The sequence below is a fragment of the Arthrobacter sp. NPDC089319 genome (assembly GCF_040684925.1).
Lineage (GTDB): Bacteria > Actinomycetota > Actinomycetes > Actinomycetales > Micrococcaceae > Crystallibacter.
This window is the reverse complement of the sequence record NZ_JBFBGZ010000001.1, coordinates 101,511-117,713: the sequence shown is the minus strand read 5'-3', so window position 1 is coordinate 117,713 and position 16,203 is coordinate 101,511. Positions and strand designations below refer to the sequence as shown.

At 67.7% G+C, this 16,203-nt stretch carries 15 protein-coding genes, 1 pseudogene and 1 riboswitch; of the genes and pseudogenes, 5 read left to right on the top strand and 11 right to left on the bottom strand.

The features are described from left to right. Nucleotides 1-34 precede the first annotated feature (34 nt). From AB0N75_RS00555 to pabB, 3 genes are read left to right on the top strand one after another with little or no spacing between them, the layout of a single operon-like run. Nucleotides 35-655 carry a LysE family transporter gene (locus AB0N75_RS00555; RefSeq protein ID WP_364643599.1) on the top strand — a complete coding sequence of 207 codons (621 nt, stop codon included), beginning with the start codon at nt 35-37 and terminating at the stop codon, nt 653-655. Between the two features lie 23 nt (nt 656-678). Further along, the gene (locus tag AB0N75_RS00550) at nt 679-1,176 is read left to right on the top strand and encodes a low molecular weight protein-tyrosine-phosphatase (protein ID WP_364643596.1); all 498 of its coding nucleotides are present in this window, start codon (nt 679-681) and stop codon (nt 1,174-1,176) included. Next, nucleotides 1,166-3,223, top strand: a complete 2,058-nt coding sequence (pabB, locus tag AB0N75_RS00545) for an aminodeoxychorismate synthase component I (protein ID WP_364643593.1) — start codon at nt 1,166-1,168, stop codon at nt 3,221-3,223. Before AB0N75_RS00550 ends, pabB begins: the two co-directional genes overlap by 11 nt. A 9-nt stretch (nt 3,224-3,232) precedes the next feature. Here the strand turns inward: pabB and cls are convergent, their stop codons facing one another. Then, the gene (cls, locus tag AB0N75_RS00540; protein ID WP_364643590.1) at nt 3,233-4,711 is read right to left on the bottom strand and encodes a cardiolipin synthase; all 1,479 of its coding nucleotides are present in this window, start codon (nt 4,709-4,711) and stop codon (nt 3,233-3,235) included. A gap of 83 nt (nt 4,712-4,794) precedes the next feature. Here cls and AB0N75_RS00535 point away from each other — a divergent pair, with 83 nt between their 5' ends. Beyond that, nucleotides 4,795-5,667, top strand: coding sequence for an aminodeoxychorismate lyase (locus AB0N75_RS00535; RefSeq protein ID WP_364643587.1), 873 nt, complete (start codon nt 4,795-4,797; stop codon nt 5,665-5,667). Between the two features lie 15 nt (nt 5,668-5,682). Here AB0N75_RS00535 and AB0N75_RS00530 read toward each other — a convergent pair whose 3' ends face one another. The 4 genes from AB0N75_RS00530 to AB0N75_RS00515 form a co-directional block, all read right to left on the bottom strand. Then, nucleotides 5,683-5,907 (bottom strand): DUF4287 domain-containing protein, encoded by a 225-nt coding sequence (locus AB0N75_RS00530; RefSeq protein ID WP_364643585.1) that lies wholly within the window; start codon nt 5,905-5,907, stop codon nt 5,683-5,685. A gap of 72 nt (nt 5,908-5,979) precedes the next feature. Beyond that, nucleotides 5,980-6,777: an energy-coupling factor transporter transmembrane component T gene (locus AB0N75_RS00525; protein WP_364643582.1), complete on the bottom strand. Its 798-nt coding sequence runs from the start codon at nt 6,775-6,777 to the stop codon at nt 5,980-5,982. Next, nucleotides 6,774-8,291, bottom strand: coding sequence for an ATP-binding cassette domain-containing protein (locus AB0N75_RS00520; protein WP_364643579.1), 1,518 nt, complete (start codon nt 8,289-8,291; stop codon nt 6,774-6,776). The genes AB0N75_RS00525 and AB0N75_RS00520 overlap by 4 nt, the downstream gene beginning before the upstream one ends. 8 nt (nt 8,292-8,299) lie before the next feature. Further along, nucleotides 8,300-8,920 carry an ECF transporter S component gene (locus AB0N75_RS00515; protein ID WP_364643576.1) on the bottom strand — a complete coding sequence of 207 codons (621 nt, stop codon included), beginning with the start codon at nt 8,918-8,920 and terminating at the stop codon, nt 8,300-8,302. Between the two features lie 43 nt (nt 8,921-8,963). Further along, nucleotides 8,964-9,097, bottom strand: a riboswitch (TPP riboswitch). A 170-nt stretch (nt 9,098-9,267) separates the two neighbouring features. On the opposite strand from AB0N75_RS00515, the gene AB0N75_RS00510 reads away from it, so the two are divergent. Next, nucleotides 9,268-9,528: a DUF4235 domain-containing protein gene (locus AB0N75_RS00510; RefSeq protein ID WP_364643573.1), complete on the top strand. Its 261-nt coding sequence runs from the start codon at nt 9,268-9,270 to the stop codon at nt 9,526-9,528. 243 nt (nt 9,529-9,771) lie between these two features. Here the strand turns inward: AB0N75_RS00510 and mnhG are convergent. From mnhG to AB0N75_RS00480, 6 genes and pseudogenes are all read right to left on the bottom strand, one after another. Continuing rightward, nucleotides 9,772-10,107, bottom strand: a pseudogene (gene mnhG / locus AB0N75_RS00505) (monovalent cation/H(+) antiporter subunit G); the annotation flags it as partial. Nucleotides 10,108-10,111: 4 nt separating this feature from the next. Next, entirely contained in the window at nt 10,112-10,381 is a 270-nt protein-coding gene (locus AB0N75_RS00500) for a monovalent cation/H+ antiporter complex subunit F (RefSeq protein WP_364644770.1), read from the bottom strand. A gap of 11 nt (nt 10,382-10,392) precedes the next feature. Continuing rightward, nucleotides 10,393-10,953, bottom strand: coding sequence for a Na+/H+ antiporter subunit E (locus AB0N75_RS00495; RefSeq protein WP_364643570.1), 561 nt, complete (start codon nt 10,951-10,953; stop codon nt 10,393-10,395). Beyond that, nucleotides 10,950-12,572 (bottom strand): Na+/H+ antiporter subunit D, encoded by a 1,623-nt coding sequence (locus AB0N75_RS00490; RefSeq protein ID WP_364643568.1) that lies wholly within the window; start codon nt 12,570-12,572, stop codon nt 10,950-10,952. The genes AB0N75_RS00495 and AB0N75_RS00490 overlap by 4 nt, the downstream gene beginning before the upstream one ends. Beyond that, nucleotides 12,569-13,042: a Na(+)/H(+) antiporter subunit C gene (locus AB0N75_RS00485; protein ID WP_364643565.1), complete on the bottom strand. Its 474-nt coding sequence runs from the start codon at nt 13,040-13,042 to the stop codon at nt 12,569-12,571. Before AB0N75_RS00485 ends, AB0N75_RS00490 begins: the two co-directional genes overlap by 4 nt. Continuing rightward, a complete protein-coding gene (locus tag AB0N75_RS00480; protein ID WP_364643562.1) occupies nt 13,039-16,041 on the bottom strand; it encodes a Na+/H+ antiporter subunit A in 3,003 nt (1,000 codons plus the stop codon). Before AB0N75_RS00480 ends, AB0N75_RS00485 begins: the two co-directional genes overlap by 4 nt. Nucleotides 16,042-16,203 lie beyond the last annotated feature (162 nt).

Here is a 16,203-nt window from a genome sequence, read left to right as displayed (position 1 = left end):
CGGGTTGTGCCGGCCTGCCCCGTAGGATCATCTGGTGCAATTCTCGTTATGGCTGGCGCTGCTCGGCGCCACGGTAGTGATTAGTTTCACCCCTGGTGCCGGTGCCATCAACACCATGAGCAACTCGCTCAATGCCGGCTTCCGCCGGTCCATCTGGGGCATCCTGGGCCAGCAAGCCGCCCTGGTGATCCACGTGGCGATTGTGGCGCTGGGCCTGGGCCTGCTGGTCTCCAACTCCCCGGTGCTATTCGCCGCGATCAAATACGCCGGCGCCGCCTACCTGATCTATCTGGGCCTGCGCCAGTTCCTTTCCAAACCGACAGGCGACGCGGAGGTCGAAGCTGCGCGTCGCGACGAGCCGGCCTTCTCCATGTTCCGGCGCGGCATGTGGGTCAACCTGCTCAATCCGAAGGCCATCGTCTTCTTCCTGGCCTTCATGCCGGGCTTCATCCGGCTGGACCAGCCACAGCTGACGCAGTACCTGGTCCTGATCGCCACGGTGCTGGCCGTGGACATCCTGGTCATGTGGTTTTTCTTCGCCGCGGCGGCCAGGTCCTTCCAGCGGTTCACCCGGACGGTGCGCGGGCTGACCCTGATGAACCGGGCCTTCGGTGTACTTTTCATTGCGGTCGGCCTGATGCTGGCTTTCCTCTAGCCGCCTTCTCATAGACTCTTCTCATGTACCGCATCATCGCTGTCTGCACCGGAAACATCTGCCGCTCGCCCATGGCCGAGCGGATGCTGGCCCGCGCGCTTCAGGAAGCAGGACTGGGCGGCCAAGCCAGCGTGGACTCCGCCGGCACCACCGGCTGGGAGCTGGGACGGCCGATCGACCAGCGGGCCGGCCAGCGCCTGCAGCAGTCCGGCCTCAGCGCGCTGGACCACCGGGCCCGCAAGTTCGAGGCAGCCTGGTACGACGAGCGGGACCTGATCCTGGCCCTGGACGTGGACCACTATGACCAGCTGCGCAAGGGTGCGCCGAACGAGGCCGCCCGCGGCAAGGTCCGGCTGTGGCGCTCCTTCGACCCCGCCGTCAGCCATCTGGCTTCGTCGGATCAGGGGATCTACGATCCGTGGTTCGGCGAGGCCTCCGATTTCGACGCCAGCTGGCAGATGATCGACGCCGCACTGAAGGGGATCATCGAGTTCGTGCGCCAGGAACTCGATGCCCGCTAAGCCCGTCCTGATCGCCGTCGACGGTCGCTCCGGCTCCGGCAAGACCACCTTGGCGGTGGAGCTGGCAGCGCTGCTGCGGGTCCACCGCACGGTCACGCTGTTCCATCTGGAGGACATTTATCCGGGCTGGCACGGCCTGTCCGGCGGACAGCGGCGCTACTTGGAGACCGTGCTGCGCCCCTTGGCGGCCGGCCAGGCCGCGCGTTGGACCGCCTGGGATTGGACCAAGGACGACGACGGCGCCGCCCGCACCACGGAATCCGCGGACGTGGTCATCCTCGAGGGCGTTGGGGCGGCGCACGCCGCCGCCCGCGGCCTGCTCGATGCCGTGGTGTGGCTGCAGGCACCGTCCGCCGACCGGCGGAGCCGGGCCCTGTCCCGGGACGGTTCCACATATGAGCCGTTCTGGGACATGTGGGCGGCGCAGGAGGAGGCCTGGCTGGCCGGGGACGACGTGGCTGCCGCCGCGGACATCGTTGTCGAATCCGGCCCCGCCGGATCCGCCGCCCCCGAACAGGTCCTGCTGGCACTGGCGTCGCTGCCGGCGCTCGAACACGCGCTGGCCCCGGAGCGTGCGGCCCGCGAGGGCATCCGGCTGGTGGCCGAACGCGTGGACGCCTACCCGGATGCCGAGGCGGCCTACCGCCGCCTGTACGCCGGCGCGGTCCGCAGCGTCTGGCTGGACAGTTCCAATGTCCACGAAGCGGCCGACCGGAACCGGATCAGCATCATGGCCGACGACGGCGGCAGTTTCGGCCAGTGGGCCGAACACCGCAACGGCATCACGCTGGTGAACCGGCACAACACCACCGAACGGATCGGCGGCGGGTTCTTCCGCTGGCTGGACAGCGCCTGGGCACACCGCCCGATCACCGCCGCCGGGGACGTGCCCGGCGGCTTCGCCTTGGGTTGGCTGGGTTATCTGGGCTACGAGCTCAAGCGTGAGACCGGCGGCAAGGACACCGGGGCCCTGGCGCCGGACAGCCTGCCGCGCGGCGCCCACGGCAACGCACCGGATGCCGCGCTGGTGTTCGCCGGCCGCGCCGTCCTGCTGGACCATGTCCGGCGGTGCACGTGGCTGCTGGCCCTGGCCAGACCGTCCCACCCGGAGGAGGCCGCCGAGTGGATCGCCGGCACCGCAGCAGTTATTGGCACCCTGCCGTCTGCCTCCGGCCCGCCACCGGAACCGGCACGGCGGCCCGCTTCCCTAATCTTCCAGTCGCGTGACTCGCGCGAGGCCTATCTCGCCAAGATCCGCGAAGCGCAGGCGGAAATCAGCGAGGGCAACACCTACGAGGCCTGCCTGACCACCCAGCTGCACGCCACCGCGGCGGAGCCGCTGGATCCGCTCGAGACCTACTTGGCCCTCCGCCGCCGCAATCCCGCACCGTTTGCCAGCCTCCTGCGGTTCGGCACGCTCACCGTGGCGAGCACGTCGCCCGAGCGGTTCCTCAGCATGGCGGCCGACGGCGCCCTGCGGGCCGAACCGATCAAGGGCACCCGGCGGCGCCTGGCGGATCCGGACGCCGATGCGGCAGTCGTCCGGGAACTGGCCGGCAGCGCCAAAGACCGGGCCGAGAACATCATGATCGTGGATCTGCTGCGCAACGACCTGAGCCACTTCGCCGTGCCGGGTTCGCTGCAGGTCAGCCGGCTGTGCGCCATCGAGTCCTACGCCACCGTGCACCAGATGGTTTCCACCATCGACGCCCAGCTGCTGCCCGGGGCGGTCCGGGCCGAAGCCGTGGCGGCGGCTTTTCCCGCCGGCTCGATGACCGGGGCACCGAAGATCAGCACCATGGACATCCTGGACCGGCTGGAGACCGGACCGCGCGGCGTCTACTCCGGCGCCGTGGGTTACTTTTCGCTGGACGGGGCCGCCGACCTGTCCGTGGTGATCCGGACGCTGGTGATGGACGGAAATTGGCTCAGCCTGGGCGTCGGCGGGGCGATCACAGCTGACTCCGTGCCGGACGACGAGTGGGACGAAGTGCGGGCCAAAGCCTACGGAGTGCTCTCGGCACTGGGAGCTGTGTTCCCGGACTAATACTCCCGGCTACTGCAAGGTGGCGGTCAGCCGGGCCACGTTATCCACGTAGCGCTGCCAGCGCGGCCGCTGCCGCCATTCCTCAAGGGTGAGCTCCTTGGAGATCGCCCGATAGCTGTCCTGGATGTCGGACAGCTCCTCCACGATGTTGTCGCCGAGCATCATCACGGAGACCTCCAGGTTCAGCGAGAAGGACCGCATGTCCATGTTGCTGGAGCCGATGACGGCAACTTCGTTGTCCACCGTGAAGTGCTTCGCATGCAGCACCAGCGGCCTCGGGTAGCGGTAGATCCGCACGCCGGCCTCCAGCAGCGCCTGGTAGTAGGACTGTTGGGCGTGGTGGACCAGCGCCTGGTCGCCGACCTCGGACACGAAGAGCTCCACCTTCACCCCGCGCTGCGCCGCCGTCGTAATGGCATAGAGCAGCGAATCATCGGGCACGAAGTACGGGCTGCAGATGGACAGCCGCTCGACCGCCGCATATATCAGCGTGTTGAACAGGCGCAGGTTGTTTTCGGTGACGAAGCCGGGGCCGCTCGGCAAGGCCTGGCAGGTCATTGGCCCGGGCTCACGGAACGGCACCGGAGTGAACAGCTGGGTTTCGAGGATGTCGTCGGTTTCACTCAACCAGTCGGTGGCGAAGACAACGTTCAGCGCGGTGACGATGGGGCCTTCATAGCGGGCCATCAGTTCCACCCACTTGCGGCCGATCTTTTCGCTGGAGGTGCGCCGGTAGCCGGGTTCGATCAGGTTCTGCGATCCGGTGAAGGCCACGCGCCCGTCCACCACCAGGATCTTGCGGTGGTTGCGCAGATCGATCCTGCGCCATTGGCCGCGGACCGGCAGCACCGGCAGCGAACGGCGCCAGTCGATCTGGGTGGTGTCCAGCCAGCGGCGGAACTTGCGGTAGCCGGTCACGCGGAGGGCTCCGATGTGATCGAACAACAAGCGCACGCGGACGCCCCGCGCGGCGGCTTCTTCCAGCGCGGCGAAGAGTTCGCCCGTGGTGTCGTCCCTGCTCATGATGTAGAACTCGATGTTCACGTACTCGCGGGCCTCGCGCACGGCCTCGGTCATGGCGGCAATCGAGGCGTCGTAATCCGGGTACAGCTCCACGTGGTTGCTGTCCACTATGGGGAAGGCTCCGAGCCGGCGGTTCAGTTCTGCCGCCGAATGCACCCAAGCCGGTGCCTCCCGTTCGCTGCGGGGCTCCTCCAGATCTTGGGTGGCGGCCCAGACACGGCGGTTGATCTCCGCCTGCTTGGCGATCCGGCGCTCCGAGAGCCGGAAGCTGCCGAACATGAAGAACAGCGCCAGGCCGATCAGCGGGATAAAGAAGATGGCGAGCAGCCAGGCCATGGCGGTGTTGGGCCGGCGGTTGCCGGGAATCACACCCAAGGCGATGATGCGGATCGCCATGTCTATCACGCCGAGAATGGCGACGACCCAGTCGGGGAATGTGCCCAGCCCCGCAAACGACCACAGCACGCGGCTGCTCCTCCCCTCCCGCCGTGTGCCGGCGCAATCCTCCCCAGCCTACCCGGCGGCCAGCGACAAACTAAGCTAGGCGTATGACAGTTCTGGTGTTCCTCGACCCTGCCTACGAGGCGGGGCGCATCGCCGATGCATCACAGCCTCAGCTCATGGCCACCGATCAAGGGGCCACCCGCGGGGACGGCATTTTCGAGTCCTTGCTGGCCGTGAACGGAATACCGCGCAAGGTGCAGGCGCATCTGGACCGGCTGGCGACGTCCGCCCAAACCATGGATTTGCAGCTGCCACCGGCCGACGCGTGGGAGCGTGCGATCAAGACGGCGATCGCGGAGCACCCGCCCGTCGAGGAGCTGGTGATCAAGCTGTTGGTGACCCGTGGCGTGGAAGGCGCCACCGCTCCCACCGCCTGGGTCCAGGCCTCGCTGCCGCCGTCGGCCGGACAGCGCCAGCGCACCGACGGAATCTCGGTGCTGCTGCTGGACCGCGGCTATGACAGCTCGCTGGCCGAACGCGCCCCGTGGTTGCTGATGGGCGCCAAAACGCTCTCCTACGCGGTGAACATGGCGGCCCTGCGCTACGCCCGCAAGAACGACGCCGACGACGTCATCTTCACGTCCAGCGACGGCCGCGTCCTCGAAGGACCGACCTCCACCGTGCTGATGGCCCGGGTGCGCGATGGCGTGCGCACTCTGGTCACGCCGCTGCTGGAGAGCGGCATCCTGCCGGGCACGTCCCAGGCAGTGCTGTTCAAGGCGGCCGCCGCGGCCGGATGGCAGCTGGGCTACGGTCCGCTGGAACCGGATGACCTGTATGAGGCCGATGCCGTCTGGCTGGTTTCCAGCATCCGGCTGCTGGCGCCGGTGAAGAGCATCGACGGCAAGGAAATCCCAGTGGCGCCTGAGCTCACCGAGGAACTGACCGCACTGCTGGCCGAAGGCAGCCGGGAGTAGCTTTCCTGCAGCCGCCTACTGTTGCGGCTCTGCCTGTTCCTGCTCTGCGCGATAGACGTGGACAAGCGCGTTGGCGTGGCCGTGGCCGAAACCGTGCTCGGTCTTCAGCCAGTTGACCTGCTCGGAATGCTTCCGGCCTCGGACTGCCTGCAAGGCGGTCATCCAGTGCTCAATCGGGTGCCCGTACTTTTCCTCGATGGAGGGAAAGTACGACTTGGGTCCCTTGACTGATTCGCTCATGGAGTCATTCCAGCAGCGCCCGTCCCCCCGCCGCAAGAGCCAGGGCGGCACTCTTCAAGGACCGCCGGCAGGTCACACGAAGATGAAGTTCCAGGTTCCGGCGGCTATGGCGGCCGCGGCCGCCGCAGCGGCGATCAGCACGCCGCCCAGCAGCACCCAGACATCCACCGTGCTGTAGGTGGACTCACGCGCCCAGGTCCGCCGGCCCGCTCCAAAACCGCGCGCCTCCATGGCAACCGCCAGCCGGGTGGCCCGCCGGATGGCCTGCACGATCAGCCCGAACGCCTGGCCCACGAACGCGCCGGCCTTGGCGATGGGCCGGTTCTCGGCACCGACGCCGCGGGCGCGGCGGGCCAGGCCCAGCGTGCGCCACTCCTCCACCAGCAGCCCGACCAACCGCATGGCGGCCAGCGCCCCCAGGACAAAGCGGTGCGGAAGCTTCAGTTTCTGCGCCAGCGCGTCGGCCAGGTCGGTGGGGTCGGTGGTCAGCAGCAGGAAAATGCCCGGCAGCGCGACGGCGAGCGAACGCAGGCCGATGGCGATGCCGCCGGCCACCGAATCCTCGGTAAACGCCACCGGACCGAGCTGGAACAGCACGGCCCCGGTCTTCTCCGCCAACAGCGCCGTGGCCCAGGCGCCGGTGGCCGCCGCCGCCAGCAGCGGCCAGCCACGCTTGAAGAGCAGCCCCGGGTTCACCCCCAGCACGGGCATCAGCAGCAGCTCGGCCGCGAGCACCACCGACGCGCTCACCCAGTCCACGCTGAGCATGACCACCACGGTGATCACGGCGGCGGCCGCCAGCTTGGACACCGGATTGGCGCGGCTGAACGGCGAAGCGGCCAGCCGCGGGGTCATCAGATCCACGCTCATGCTGCCCTCCTCAGCGTCCGCACCGGCTGGACTCCGCCGCCGGCCACGCGCACGGCACCACCGCCGAGCGCTGCGGTGAAGTCGGCATCGTGCGTGACCGAGACCACGCTCTTGCCGTCGGCCACCAGCTCGGCCAGCAGGGTGACCAGTTCCGCCCAGGTTGTGGCGTCCTGCCCGAAGGTCGGCTCGTCCAGCATCAGGATGTCCGGGCCGGTGGCCAGCATGGTGGCCACCGAGAGCCGGCGCTTCTCGCCGCCGGACAGGGTAAAGGGGTTGGCCTGCAGCAGCCGGGTCAGCCGGAGCCGTTCGGCGATGGTGTCCACCCGCTGCCGGACCTCCGCCTCGGGCAGCTTCGCCACCCGCCGCGGACCGAACTCGAGCTCATCGAGCACCGTGCTGGTCAGGAACTGATGTTCCGGTTCCTGGAACACGCTGCCGATCCGGGCCACCAGTTGGGCCGACTTCCATTTCACCGGGGACTGCGCCGCGCCACGGTGCAGCGCCGGGGTGGCGGTCAGCTCCCCCCGGGCGGGTGCCAGCAGGCCGCCCAGCGTGAGTGCCAGCGTGGACTTCCCGGCGCCGTTCGGGCCGATGATGCTCAGGGCCTGCCCGCTGAGCAGGTCCAAATCCACGCCGCGCAGCACCGGTCCGGCCTTCCGGCTGCGGGCCACGTCCAACCCCACCGCCTGCAGCAACGGTCCGCCGGGGGCCGGAGCGGCGGGCAGCTTGAGCCCAGGAGTGTGTCCGGGAACCCAGACGCCGGCCTGCACCAGCCGGGCACGGGTGGCGCGTTCGGCCAGCACCTTGTCCGGCGGGCCGTCTGCCAGCACACCGCCGCCGGCCGCCAGCACGATCACCCGGTCCACCACGTCCGCCCAGACGGCCACCCGGTGCTCGACCACCACCAAGGTGGCTCCGGTCCGGCCCAGCACCCGGGCCACGGCGTCGCGCACTTCCTGCACGCCCTCCGGGTCCAGGTTCGCGGTCGGTTCATCGAGCAGCAGCAGTCCCGGCCGCATGGCCAGCACCGATGCCAGCGCCAGCCGCTGTTTTTGCCCGCCTGACAAGGCCGCGGTGGGATGGTCCAGCGGCACGTCCAGGCCAACATCGGCAAGGGATTCGCGGACCCGGTCCCAGATCTCTGTGCGCGGCACGGACAGGTTCTCCGCCCCGAAGGCCACCTCGTCGCCCACGCGGGCCAGCACCAGTTGGCTTTCCGGATCCTGCAGCACCAGCCCGGCCCGGCCGCGGGCATCCGAGGGACGCTGCCCGGCCACGGTAAGCAGCCCGGCTTCCTCGCCTTCCCCATCGTCGCCCAGCACGCCGGCCATGGCGTGCAGCAGCGTGGATTTCCCGGCGCCGGAAGCCCCCAGCAACAAGACTCGTTCGCCGGGTGCGATGCTGAAGCTGGCACCGCTCACGGCCGGGTCCTTGCGGCCGGCATGGCGCCAGCCCCAGCCCTCGGCGAGGACCGGCACCGGGCCGGCCACCGTCGTCGTACTCTGCAGTCCCATGGAACGGCTCAGACGTCTGCCGTGCGGCCCGCCGCGAAGGAGGACAAGACGCCCGTCCTCGCCAGGCCTTTGACCGCCAGCCAAGGCAGCAGCCCGGCAATCACCACGCCGGAGACGGAGGCGAAGACCACGTAGGCCAGCTGCCATTCGGGCGCCCAGAGCATGTTGTACAGGATGTTCTCGCTGATCGAGAGCGCCAGGCCGGCGCCGAGCCCGGCCAGCATCGCCACGACCACGTTGAACTTCCGGTACAGGAAGAGCAGGAAGATGATTTCGGCGCCCAGGCCCTGGATCAGGCCGGACACCAGCACGCTCATGCCGAAGCTGGTGCCCAGCAGGCCTGAGACAATCGCCGCCAGCATCTCGCAGTAGATCGCGGCGCCGGGCTTGCGGATGATCAGCCCGCCCAGCACGCCGGCCATCAGCCAGCCGCCGGTGTAAAGGCCCGCCGAGGGCGGGAAGGCAATGGTGAGGCCCTCGACCAGCGGCCAAGCCGCCGACCAGGCCCAAAAGATGACACCAACGGCCACGGCCACCACCGAGGCGACGACGATGTCCACCACCCGCCAGCCGTAGCGCTGCTTGCGTGCGGGCGTGGGGGTGGTCGGTGCATTCGAAACGGTACTCACGAGAATCCTCCTGGGTGCAGGAGGGGAGGGCGGCCGTGTGGCACGCCCCGAGAACTCGACTCCCTTCGCCGGTACTAACCGGAGCAGGTTCGAGGGTCTGCGGTCTTTCCGCACTCTCAGCGTCCCTCCCGGTGCCCGGCGTGTGCCGGTCGGTCGGACGCTCCCCTGTCGTTATTGGTGCTGTCTAGCAGCACGCACCAGTCTACACTCGCCCGGCTTGGCGTCCCATTCGGCCGGCATCCGTTGGAAAATGCACGACGGCGGCGGGACGGACGGGTGCCGGGCAGTAGGCTGGGAGCGGAAAGAGCTGATGGCACGGGGACGCGGCGCCCCGGGAAGGAGCAGACATGACGGTTGTATTGAGGCTCTTGGGCACCCTGGTGAGTATCGGCGCGGGCCTGGCGGCCACCCGCGTGCTGGGCTTCGTGTGGAAGAAGGTCACCGGCCGCGACGCACCGCAGTCCGACGATGACCTGGAGAACAGCCTGCAGGCTGCCGTGGTTTTCGCGGTGGTCTCCGGCACGGTGGGCCGGGTGATCCAGGTACTGCTCAAGCGGGCCACCGCCAAAGCGGTCCTGCACTACGAAAAGACCCCGGAAATCGTCTAAGCCGGCACGGGTGGCGGGCACACCGGCGGGGGCGGGGCTGCGGCACCGCCCCCGCCGGCGCGTCTAGTCCTTGCGCGTCCCGGTAGCGTCCTGGTCTTGCCCGATCGGGCCGGCCGTGGTTGCAGCCGCGTCGGCCGCGGTGGGGCTGGCCGTTAGGGGGTCTATCTCCGGGTCGTCGCTCTCTGCGGCGCTGGCGTCACCGGTGAGGACGTCACCGGCGTCGATCTCCACTTCGGGCTCTTCTTCCGCTGCCGCTTCCACCACCGCGTCGAGGTCGTCCACGCTGAGGATTTCCCGGCGCAGGTGCTTGGTGCGGTATCCGGCACGGCCCACCATGTGCGCCGAGACCGGCACGGTGAGCAGTTGGAACAGCCACGCGATAAGCAGCAACGGCACCGCCGCCCAGCTGCCCAGCTGCAGCCCCAGCCCGGTCAACAGCAGCAGCAGGCCGAAAACCTGCGGCTTCGTGGCGGCGTGCATGCGGGAGAGCAGGTCCGGGAATCTCAGCAGGCCGATGCCCGCCGCCAGGGACATCAGCGCGCCGGTGATCAGGCAAACAGCGGTGACGACGTCGAGGATCAGGTCAGTGTTCACGTGCCCGCCCGTCTGTGACGAACCGGGCCACCGCAACCGAGCCGATGAACCCGACCAGGCAGATCACCACCACCAGCGTCAGATTGTTCGTGTGGCCGCCGGCGGCCATGTCCACAATCAGGCCGGCGCAGACAACTGCCAGCAGCACGTCGATGGCCAGCAACCGGTCCAACAGGGACGGCCCGCGGGCCAGGCGGACCAGCGCCAACACCGCGGCCAGAGCCAGGATTGCGCTGACGATGATTTGGGCAACAGAGATGACTTCCACGTTTACGCTGCCCCTCCTCGGCCGGCACCTTCAGCTTTGACCAGTTCGAGTTCTTCCTTGGTCCCCATCATCCTGATCAGGCCCGCCTCGATGTTCCGCACCTCGGCCTGGAAATCCTCGGCGGCTTCCTTGGTGGCCACGTTGATTACGTGCAGGTAGAGCGTGGACGTGGACCGGTCCACGTCCACCACGAAGCTGCCCGGGATCAGCGAAATGGCATGCCCGGTGGCCGTTACCAGCAGGTCCGAGTGGCTTCGCAGGTGCACCGCCACCACCGCGTTGCGCAGCTTCGGGCCGGCGGTCAGGGCCAGCCAGAGCACCTGGAAGCTCGCTACCGCCACTTTCCAGACGAAGGTCGCGGCGAAGACCACCGCCGCCAGCGGGTTGAAGCGCCCGCTGAGTTCGACCGGGGGCAGATAGAACAGGTTCACGATGGCCAGCGCGATCAGCAAACCGAAGATCAGGTTGCCGGGGCTGAAATCCTGCCACAGGGCTCCCCAGAGGAAGACCAGCCACGCCAGCAGGGGCAGCTCGACCCAGATGGAGATGCGCGGTTTCCTCACGGGGCGACCCCCTGCATCGCGCCTTCACCCAGGACCGCCTCGATGTACGGTGTGCGCTGCAGCATCTCCCGCGCCGCCTGGTCGCTCAGTTCGAAGAGCGGCCCGGCGAAGACCGTGAGGGCAACGCCCATCACCACCAGCCCGATCGTCGGCCAAACCATTGGCATCGGCAGCAGTTGAACGATGCCCCGCCCGGTGAACCGCCCGTGCGGACGCTCCTCCACATGGCGTGTGGTCCGCACCGCCGACCCGTCGGGCTTGGTCGCCACCAGCACCGGATCCGGATGCTCGGCGTCTTCCGGGCGCCGCCAGAACACGCGGTTCCAGACCCGGGCCAGGGCAAGCAGCGTCAGCAGCGACGTGATCATGCTGCCCGCCACCAGCACCCAGGCCACCGGGGTGCCCAGGTCCACGCCTCCCTGCACCAGGCCGATCTTGCCCAGGAAGCCGGAGAACGGCGGAATGCCGGCCAGGTTCATGGCCGGTACAAAGAACAGGATGGCCAGCATCGGCGACAGCTTGGCTAGGCCGCCCAACCGATCCATGTTGGTAGTGCCGCCGCGGCGCTCAATCAGGCCCGCCACCAAGAACAGGCTGGTCTGCACCGTGATGTGGTGCGCCACGTAGTAGACCGCTGCGCCCAGCCCCACCACCGAGGACATCGCCAGGCCGAACACCATGTAGCCGATGTGGCTGACCAGCGTAAACGAGAGCATACGCTTGATGTCGATCTGGGCCACCGCGCCCAGGATGCCCACCAGCATGGTCAGCACGGCCACCACCATCAGGAACGTGTTCAGGCGGTCGCCCGGGAACAGCAGCGTCTCGGTGCGGATCAGGGCGTAGACTCCGACCTTGGTCAGCAGGCCGGCGAACACCGCGGTGACCGGCGCCGGCGCCGTCGGGTAGGAGTCGGGCAGCCAGAAGGACAGCGGGAAGACCGCCGCCTTGATGCCGAAGGCCACCAGCAGCATCAGGTGCAGCGTCATCTGCGTTGACGGTTCCAACTCGCCGAGCTTGATCGCCAGGTCGGCCATGTTGATGGTTCCGGTCGCCGCGTAGATCATCGCGATGGAGACAAGGAACAGCATCGAGGAGATAACGCTGACGACGACGTAGGTCACCCCCGCGCGGATGCGCGGGCTCGTGCCACCCAGCGTCATCAGCACGTAGCTGGCAGTGAGCAGCATTTCGAAGCCCACATAGAGGTTGAACAGATCACCGGTCAGAAAGGCATTGGAAACGCCGGCCACCAGGATCAGGTAGGTCGGGTGGAAGATCGAAACCGGGCCCTCTTCGTCGCTGTCCGCCATGCCCTGGCCGGAGGCATAGAGCAGCACCGCCAGGCTGACGGCCGAGGAGACCACCAGCATCAGCGCGGACAGCTCATCGACCACCATGGTGATCCCAAAGGGCGGAATCCAGCCGCCGATATTCACCGCCTGGGCACCGTTCGCCCAGGCCGAGGCCAGCATGACAACCTCCAGCGCCAGGGTCACGGTCAGCGTGATGGCACCGGTCCGGCGTTGGGCATTTGGATGGCGGATCAATACGAACGCCAAGGCAGCGCCCAGCAGCGGCAGGACTACTGCCAGCGGAGCTATCTGTGCGGCGTTCACTTCTCCCCCTCCGTCCGGGCCCTGTTGGTTGCGGGTGTTTCCTCCGCTTCGTCCGGCGGGACGAACTCGGTGGTTTCCGCAGGGATCTCGGCGTCGTCTTCCGCATCGAAGGTTGGCTGATTGGCCACGCGGCGGTCTTCGATATCGTCCTGGACCTCGTCCTGCCGTCCCAGCACCCAGGAACGGTAAATGATGGCCAGCATGAACGCCGTGACCGCAAAGGAAATCACTATGGACGTGAGGATCAAGGCCTGCGGCAGCGGATCGTTGTAGGTATCGGCGGGGACGTCAACGCCGAAGATCGGCGCCAGGCCAGCGGGTCCGCCGGTGCTCAGCAGCAGCAGGTTGGCGCCATTGGTGATCAGCATCAGGCCGAGCATCACGCGGGTCAGGCTGCGTTCCAGGATCAGGTAGACGCCCACGGCGAACAGCACTCCCATCACCAGCAGCAATGTCAGGTTGACCGTCATTTGGACACCTCCTCCTCGATCGTTGCCGGTGCATGGAGCTCCGGGCTCTTTCGGCCGCGGGAGGTACGTTCTTCGGTTCGTTCGTCGATTTCCGAGCCGAAGCTGCGCAGCACGTCCAGCACCAGGCCGACCACAACCAGGTAGACGCCGATGTCGAAGATGGTGGACGTAACGAACTTGTGGTCGCCGAAGACCGGCAGGCTGAACTCGATGATCGCGCTTTGGAAGACCTGGCCGCCCAGGAAGAGCGGGACGACGGCCGTCAGGGCCGCGGCGGCAAGCCCCACGCCCAGCAGCAGGCCGGCGCTGACGGGAGTGGCTTCAGCCAGCTCGACCCGCCCGCCGGCCAGATAGCGGATGGTCAGCGCGATGCCGGCCAGCAGCCCGCCGGCGAACCCGCCGCCGGGCAGGTTATGGCCCGCCAGCAGCAGGTAGACGGAGAAGATCATCACGGAGTGGAAGAGCAGCCGGGTGATCACTTCGAAGATGATGGACCGGCGCTCCGGCGCCAGCGTCCGGCCGGCCACGAGCCAGGCGTCGCGCGGCACAACGGCAAACTTGCGGGCGGTGGCCAGGGCCGCTGCCTCGCGGTCCGAGTGCGCCACCATTTCGTAGCCCCGGCCCACCGAGCCGCTGGCGACGGCGTCGACGGACGGCGGGCGCTGGTCTCCGCGGCCGCGGATGAAGATCAGGCTGGCCACACCGGTAGCCGCCAGCGCCAGCACGGAGATTTCCCCGAAGGTGTCCCACGCACGGATGTCCACCAGGACAACGTTGACGATGTTCCGGCCGCCGCCGCCCTCGTAGGCCAGCTTCGGCAGGGCCAGCGATACCGGATCTGCCGTGCGGGCAGCCATCGCCGTCATCGCGATCACGATCATGGTCAAGCCAAAGGCGGCCCCAATGACGGCGCGCAGCAGCTTGAACCGGCCGGGGGTGCGCAGCCACAGCCGCGCCGGCAGCGAACGCAGCGCCAGCACGATCGCCACCAGCGAGATCGTTTCCACCAGCATCTGGGTCAGGGCCAGATCCGGGGCGCCCTGGATGGCGAAGATAAAAGCCAGCCCATAGCCGGTGACCGAGACCATCAGCACCGCCATGAAGCGCTTGTTGGCGCGGATGGCGCCGAGCGCTCCCGCCGCCACGATCAGCCCCGCGATGGCCTGCGCCGGCGTATCGAACCAGACCAGACTGTCCGGCAGCGGGGCATCCATCAGCACGACGGCGGTCAGCGGCGTCACGATGGCCACGATCAGGATCACGCACAGGTAGAAGACCAACGAACCGCGCTGGGTGCGGCCGGTGACCCAGATGGCCACCTCGTCCAGCACGCCGATGATGCCGCGGTAGATCCGGTCGGCCTCCGGAATGAAGTGGATCTTCGCTTGGAAGGCGGCAACCGGGGTGCGCAACAGGAACAAGGCGACGCCGGCGGCCAGCGTGATCGCCGTGAGGCCGAGGGCCGGTGTCAGACCGTGCCAGAGCGCCAGATGCGTGGCGACAGTATCCAGCGGGAAAAGCCCGGCATACGGCTCCACGGCGTTTTCCACCGGCACCGGCCACAGCCCGAACAAGAGGGTGGCCACGGCCAGGATGGCCGGCGCCGCCAGGAAGGTCCACGGAACCGGCTTGAACTCGATGGCCGCCAGTCCCGGTTTGGCGGCGAACCCGCCCCAGATAAAGCGGGCACTGTAGGCGAACGTCAGGATGGATCCCACCACAATGCCGGCCAGCAGCAGACCGCCCACCCAGCCGGAGGCCTCCTCGCGGTGGATGAAGGCTTCGTAGACCGATTCCTTGGCGACAAAGCCCAGCAACGGGGGAAGGCCGGCCATGGAGGCGGCACCGATGAGGGCCACCACAAAGAGCTTCGGGGCCTTGCGGTACAAGTGGGACAGCTCGCGGATGTCACGCGTTCCGGACTGGTGGTCAATGATGCCCACCACCAGGAACAACGTGGCCTTGAAGAAGCCATGGGCCAACAGCAAGCCCAAGCCGGCCAGGGCGGCCTCCTGGGACCCCAGTCCGACCACGAGGGTCAGGAAACCCAGCTGGCTGACCGTGCCGTAGGCCAGGATCAGCTTCAGGTCGTGCTGTCGAAGAGCCTGCCAGCCGCCCACCAGCATGGTCAGCAGTCCCAGTCCCAGCACCACGGCGTGCCAGTACTCGGTGCTGGAGAATCCGGGAGACAGCCTGGCCACCAGGTAGATGCCGGCCTTCACCATGGCCGCTGCGTGCAGGTAGGCGCTGACCGGTGTGGGCGCGGCCATGGCGGCCGGGAGCCAGAAGTGGAACGGCACCAACGCCGACTTGCTGATCGCCCCAACCAGCATCAGCAGGATGGCTATATCGATGATCTGTCCGTAGGCCATGAGCGAGCTGGCCTCTGCGAGGATCTCCGAGATCCGGTAGGTGCCGGCGGTCTGGCCGATCATCAGGATGCCGACCAACATCGCCAGGCCACCCAGGGTGGTGACCATCAGGGCCTGCAACGCCGATCTACGCGCCGACAGCCGGTGCCTGGCGTACCCGATCAGCAGGTAGGAGAGAACACTGGTCAGTTCCCAGAAGATGTACATCAGGATCAGGTCATCGGCGGTGACCAGACCGAACATCGCGCCGCTGAAGGCCAGCAACTGTGCGCCGAACGGACCGATGTCGGGATCGTTTGCCTTGAAATAGCGGGCGCAATAAAACAGCACCAGGGCGCCGACGCCGAGGATGAGGATGCAGAGCACCGCAGCCAGCGTGTCCATCCGGAAGGCCAGTTCCAGCCGCAGGCCCGGCACCCAGGCATAGACTTCCGACGGCGGCGCGTTGGGGGCGCCGTCCAGGGCTTTCTGGTTTGCGTCGGTGTAGTTGCCGAACGTGGCGATCAGCCAGATGAATCCGGCGGCGGGTACCGCAGCCAGGATGTAGAAGGTTGACCGACCGAGCTTCCGGAAAATCAAAGGCGCTACAAAGGCCACCGCAAAAAGCATGGTGAGCACAATCAGCACGTGGATACTCCGGAACTTCCTTCAGAATTGCCAAGGATTAGGCGGACAAGGGCATGCTTCATTCTACCCATGGCATAAATGCTCCCGCGCCCGCGGGGCACTGCATCCGGGCGCCGGACTTGCCCCGCCGGGCCTTCGGCTCCACGGTATGGCAAAGATTCA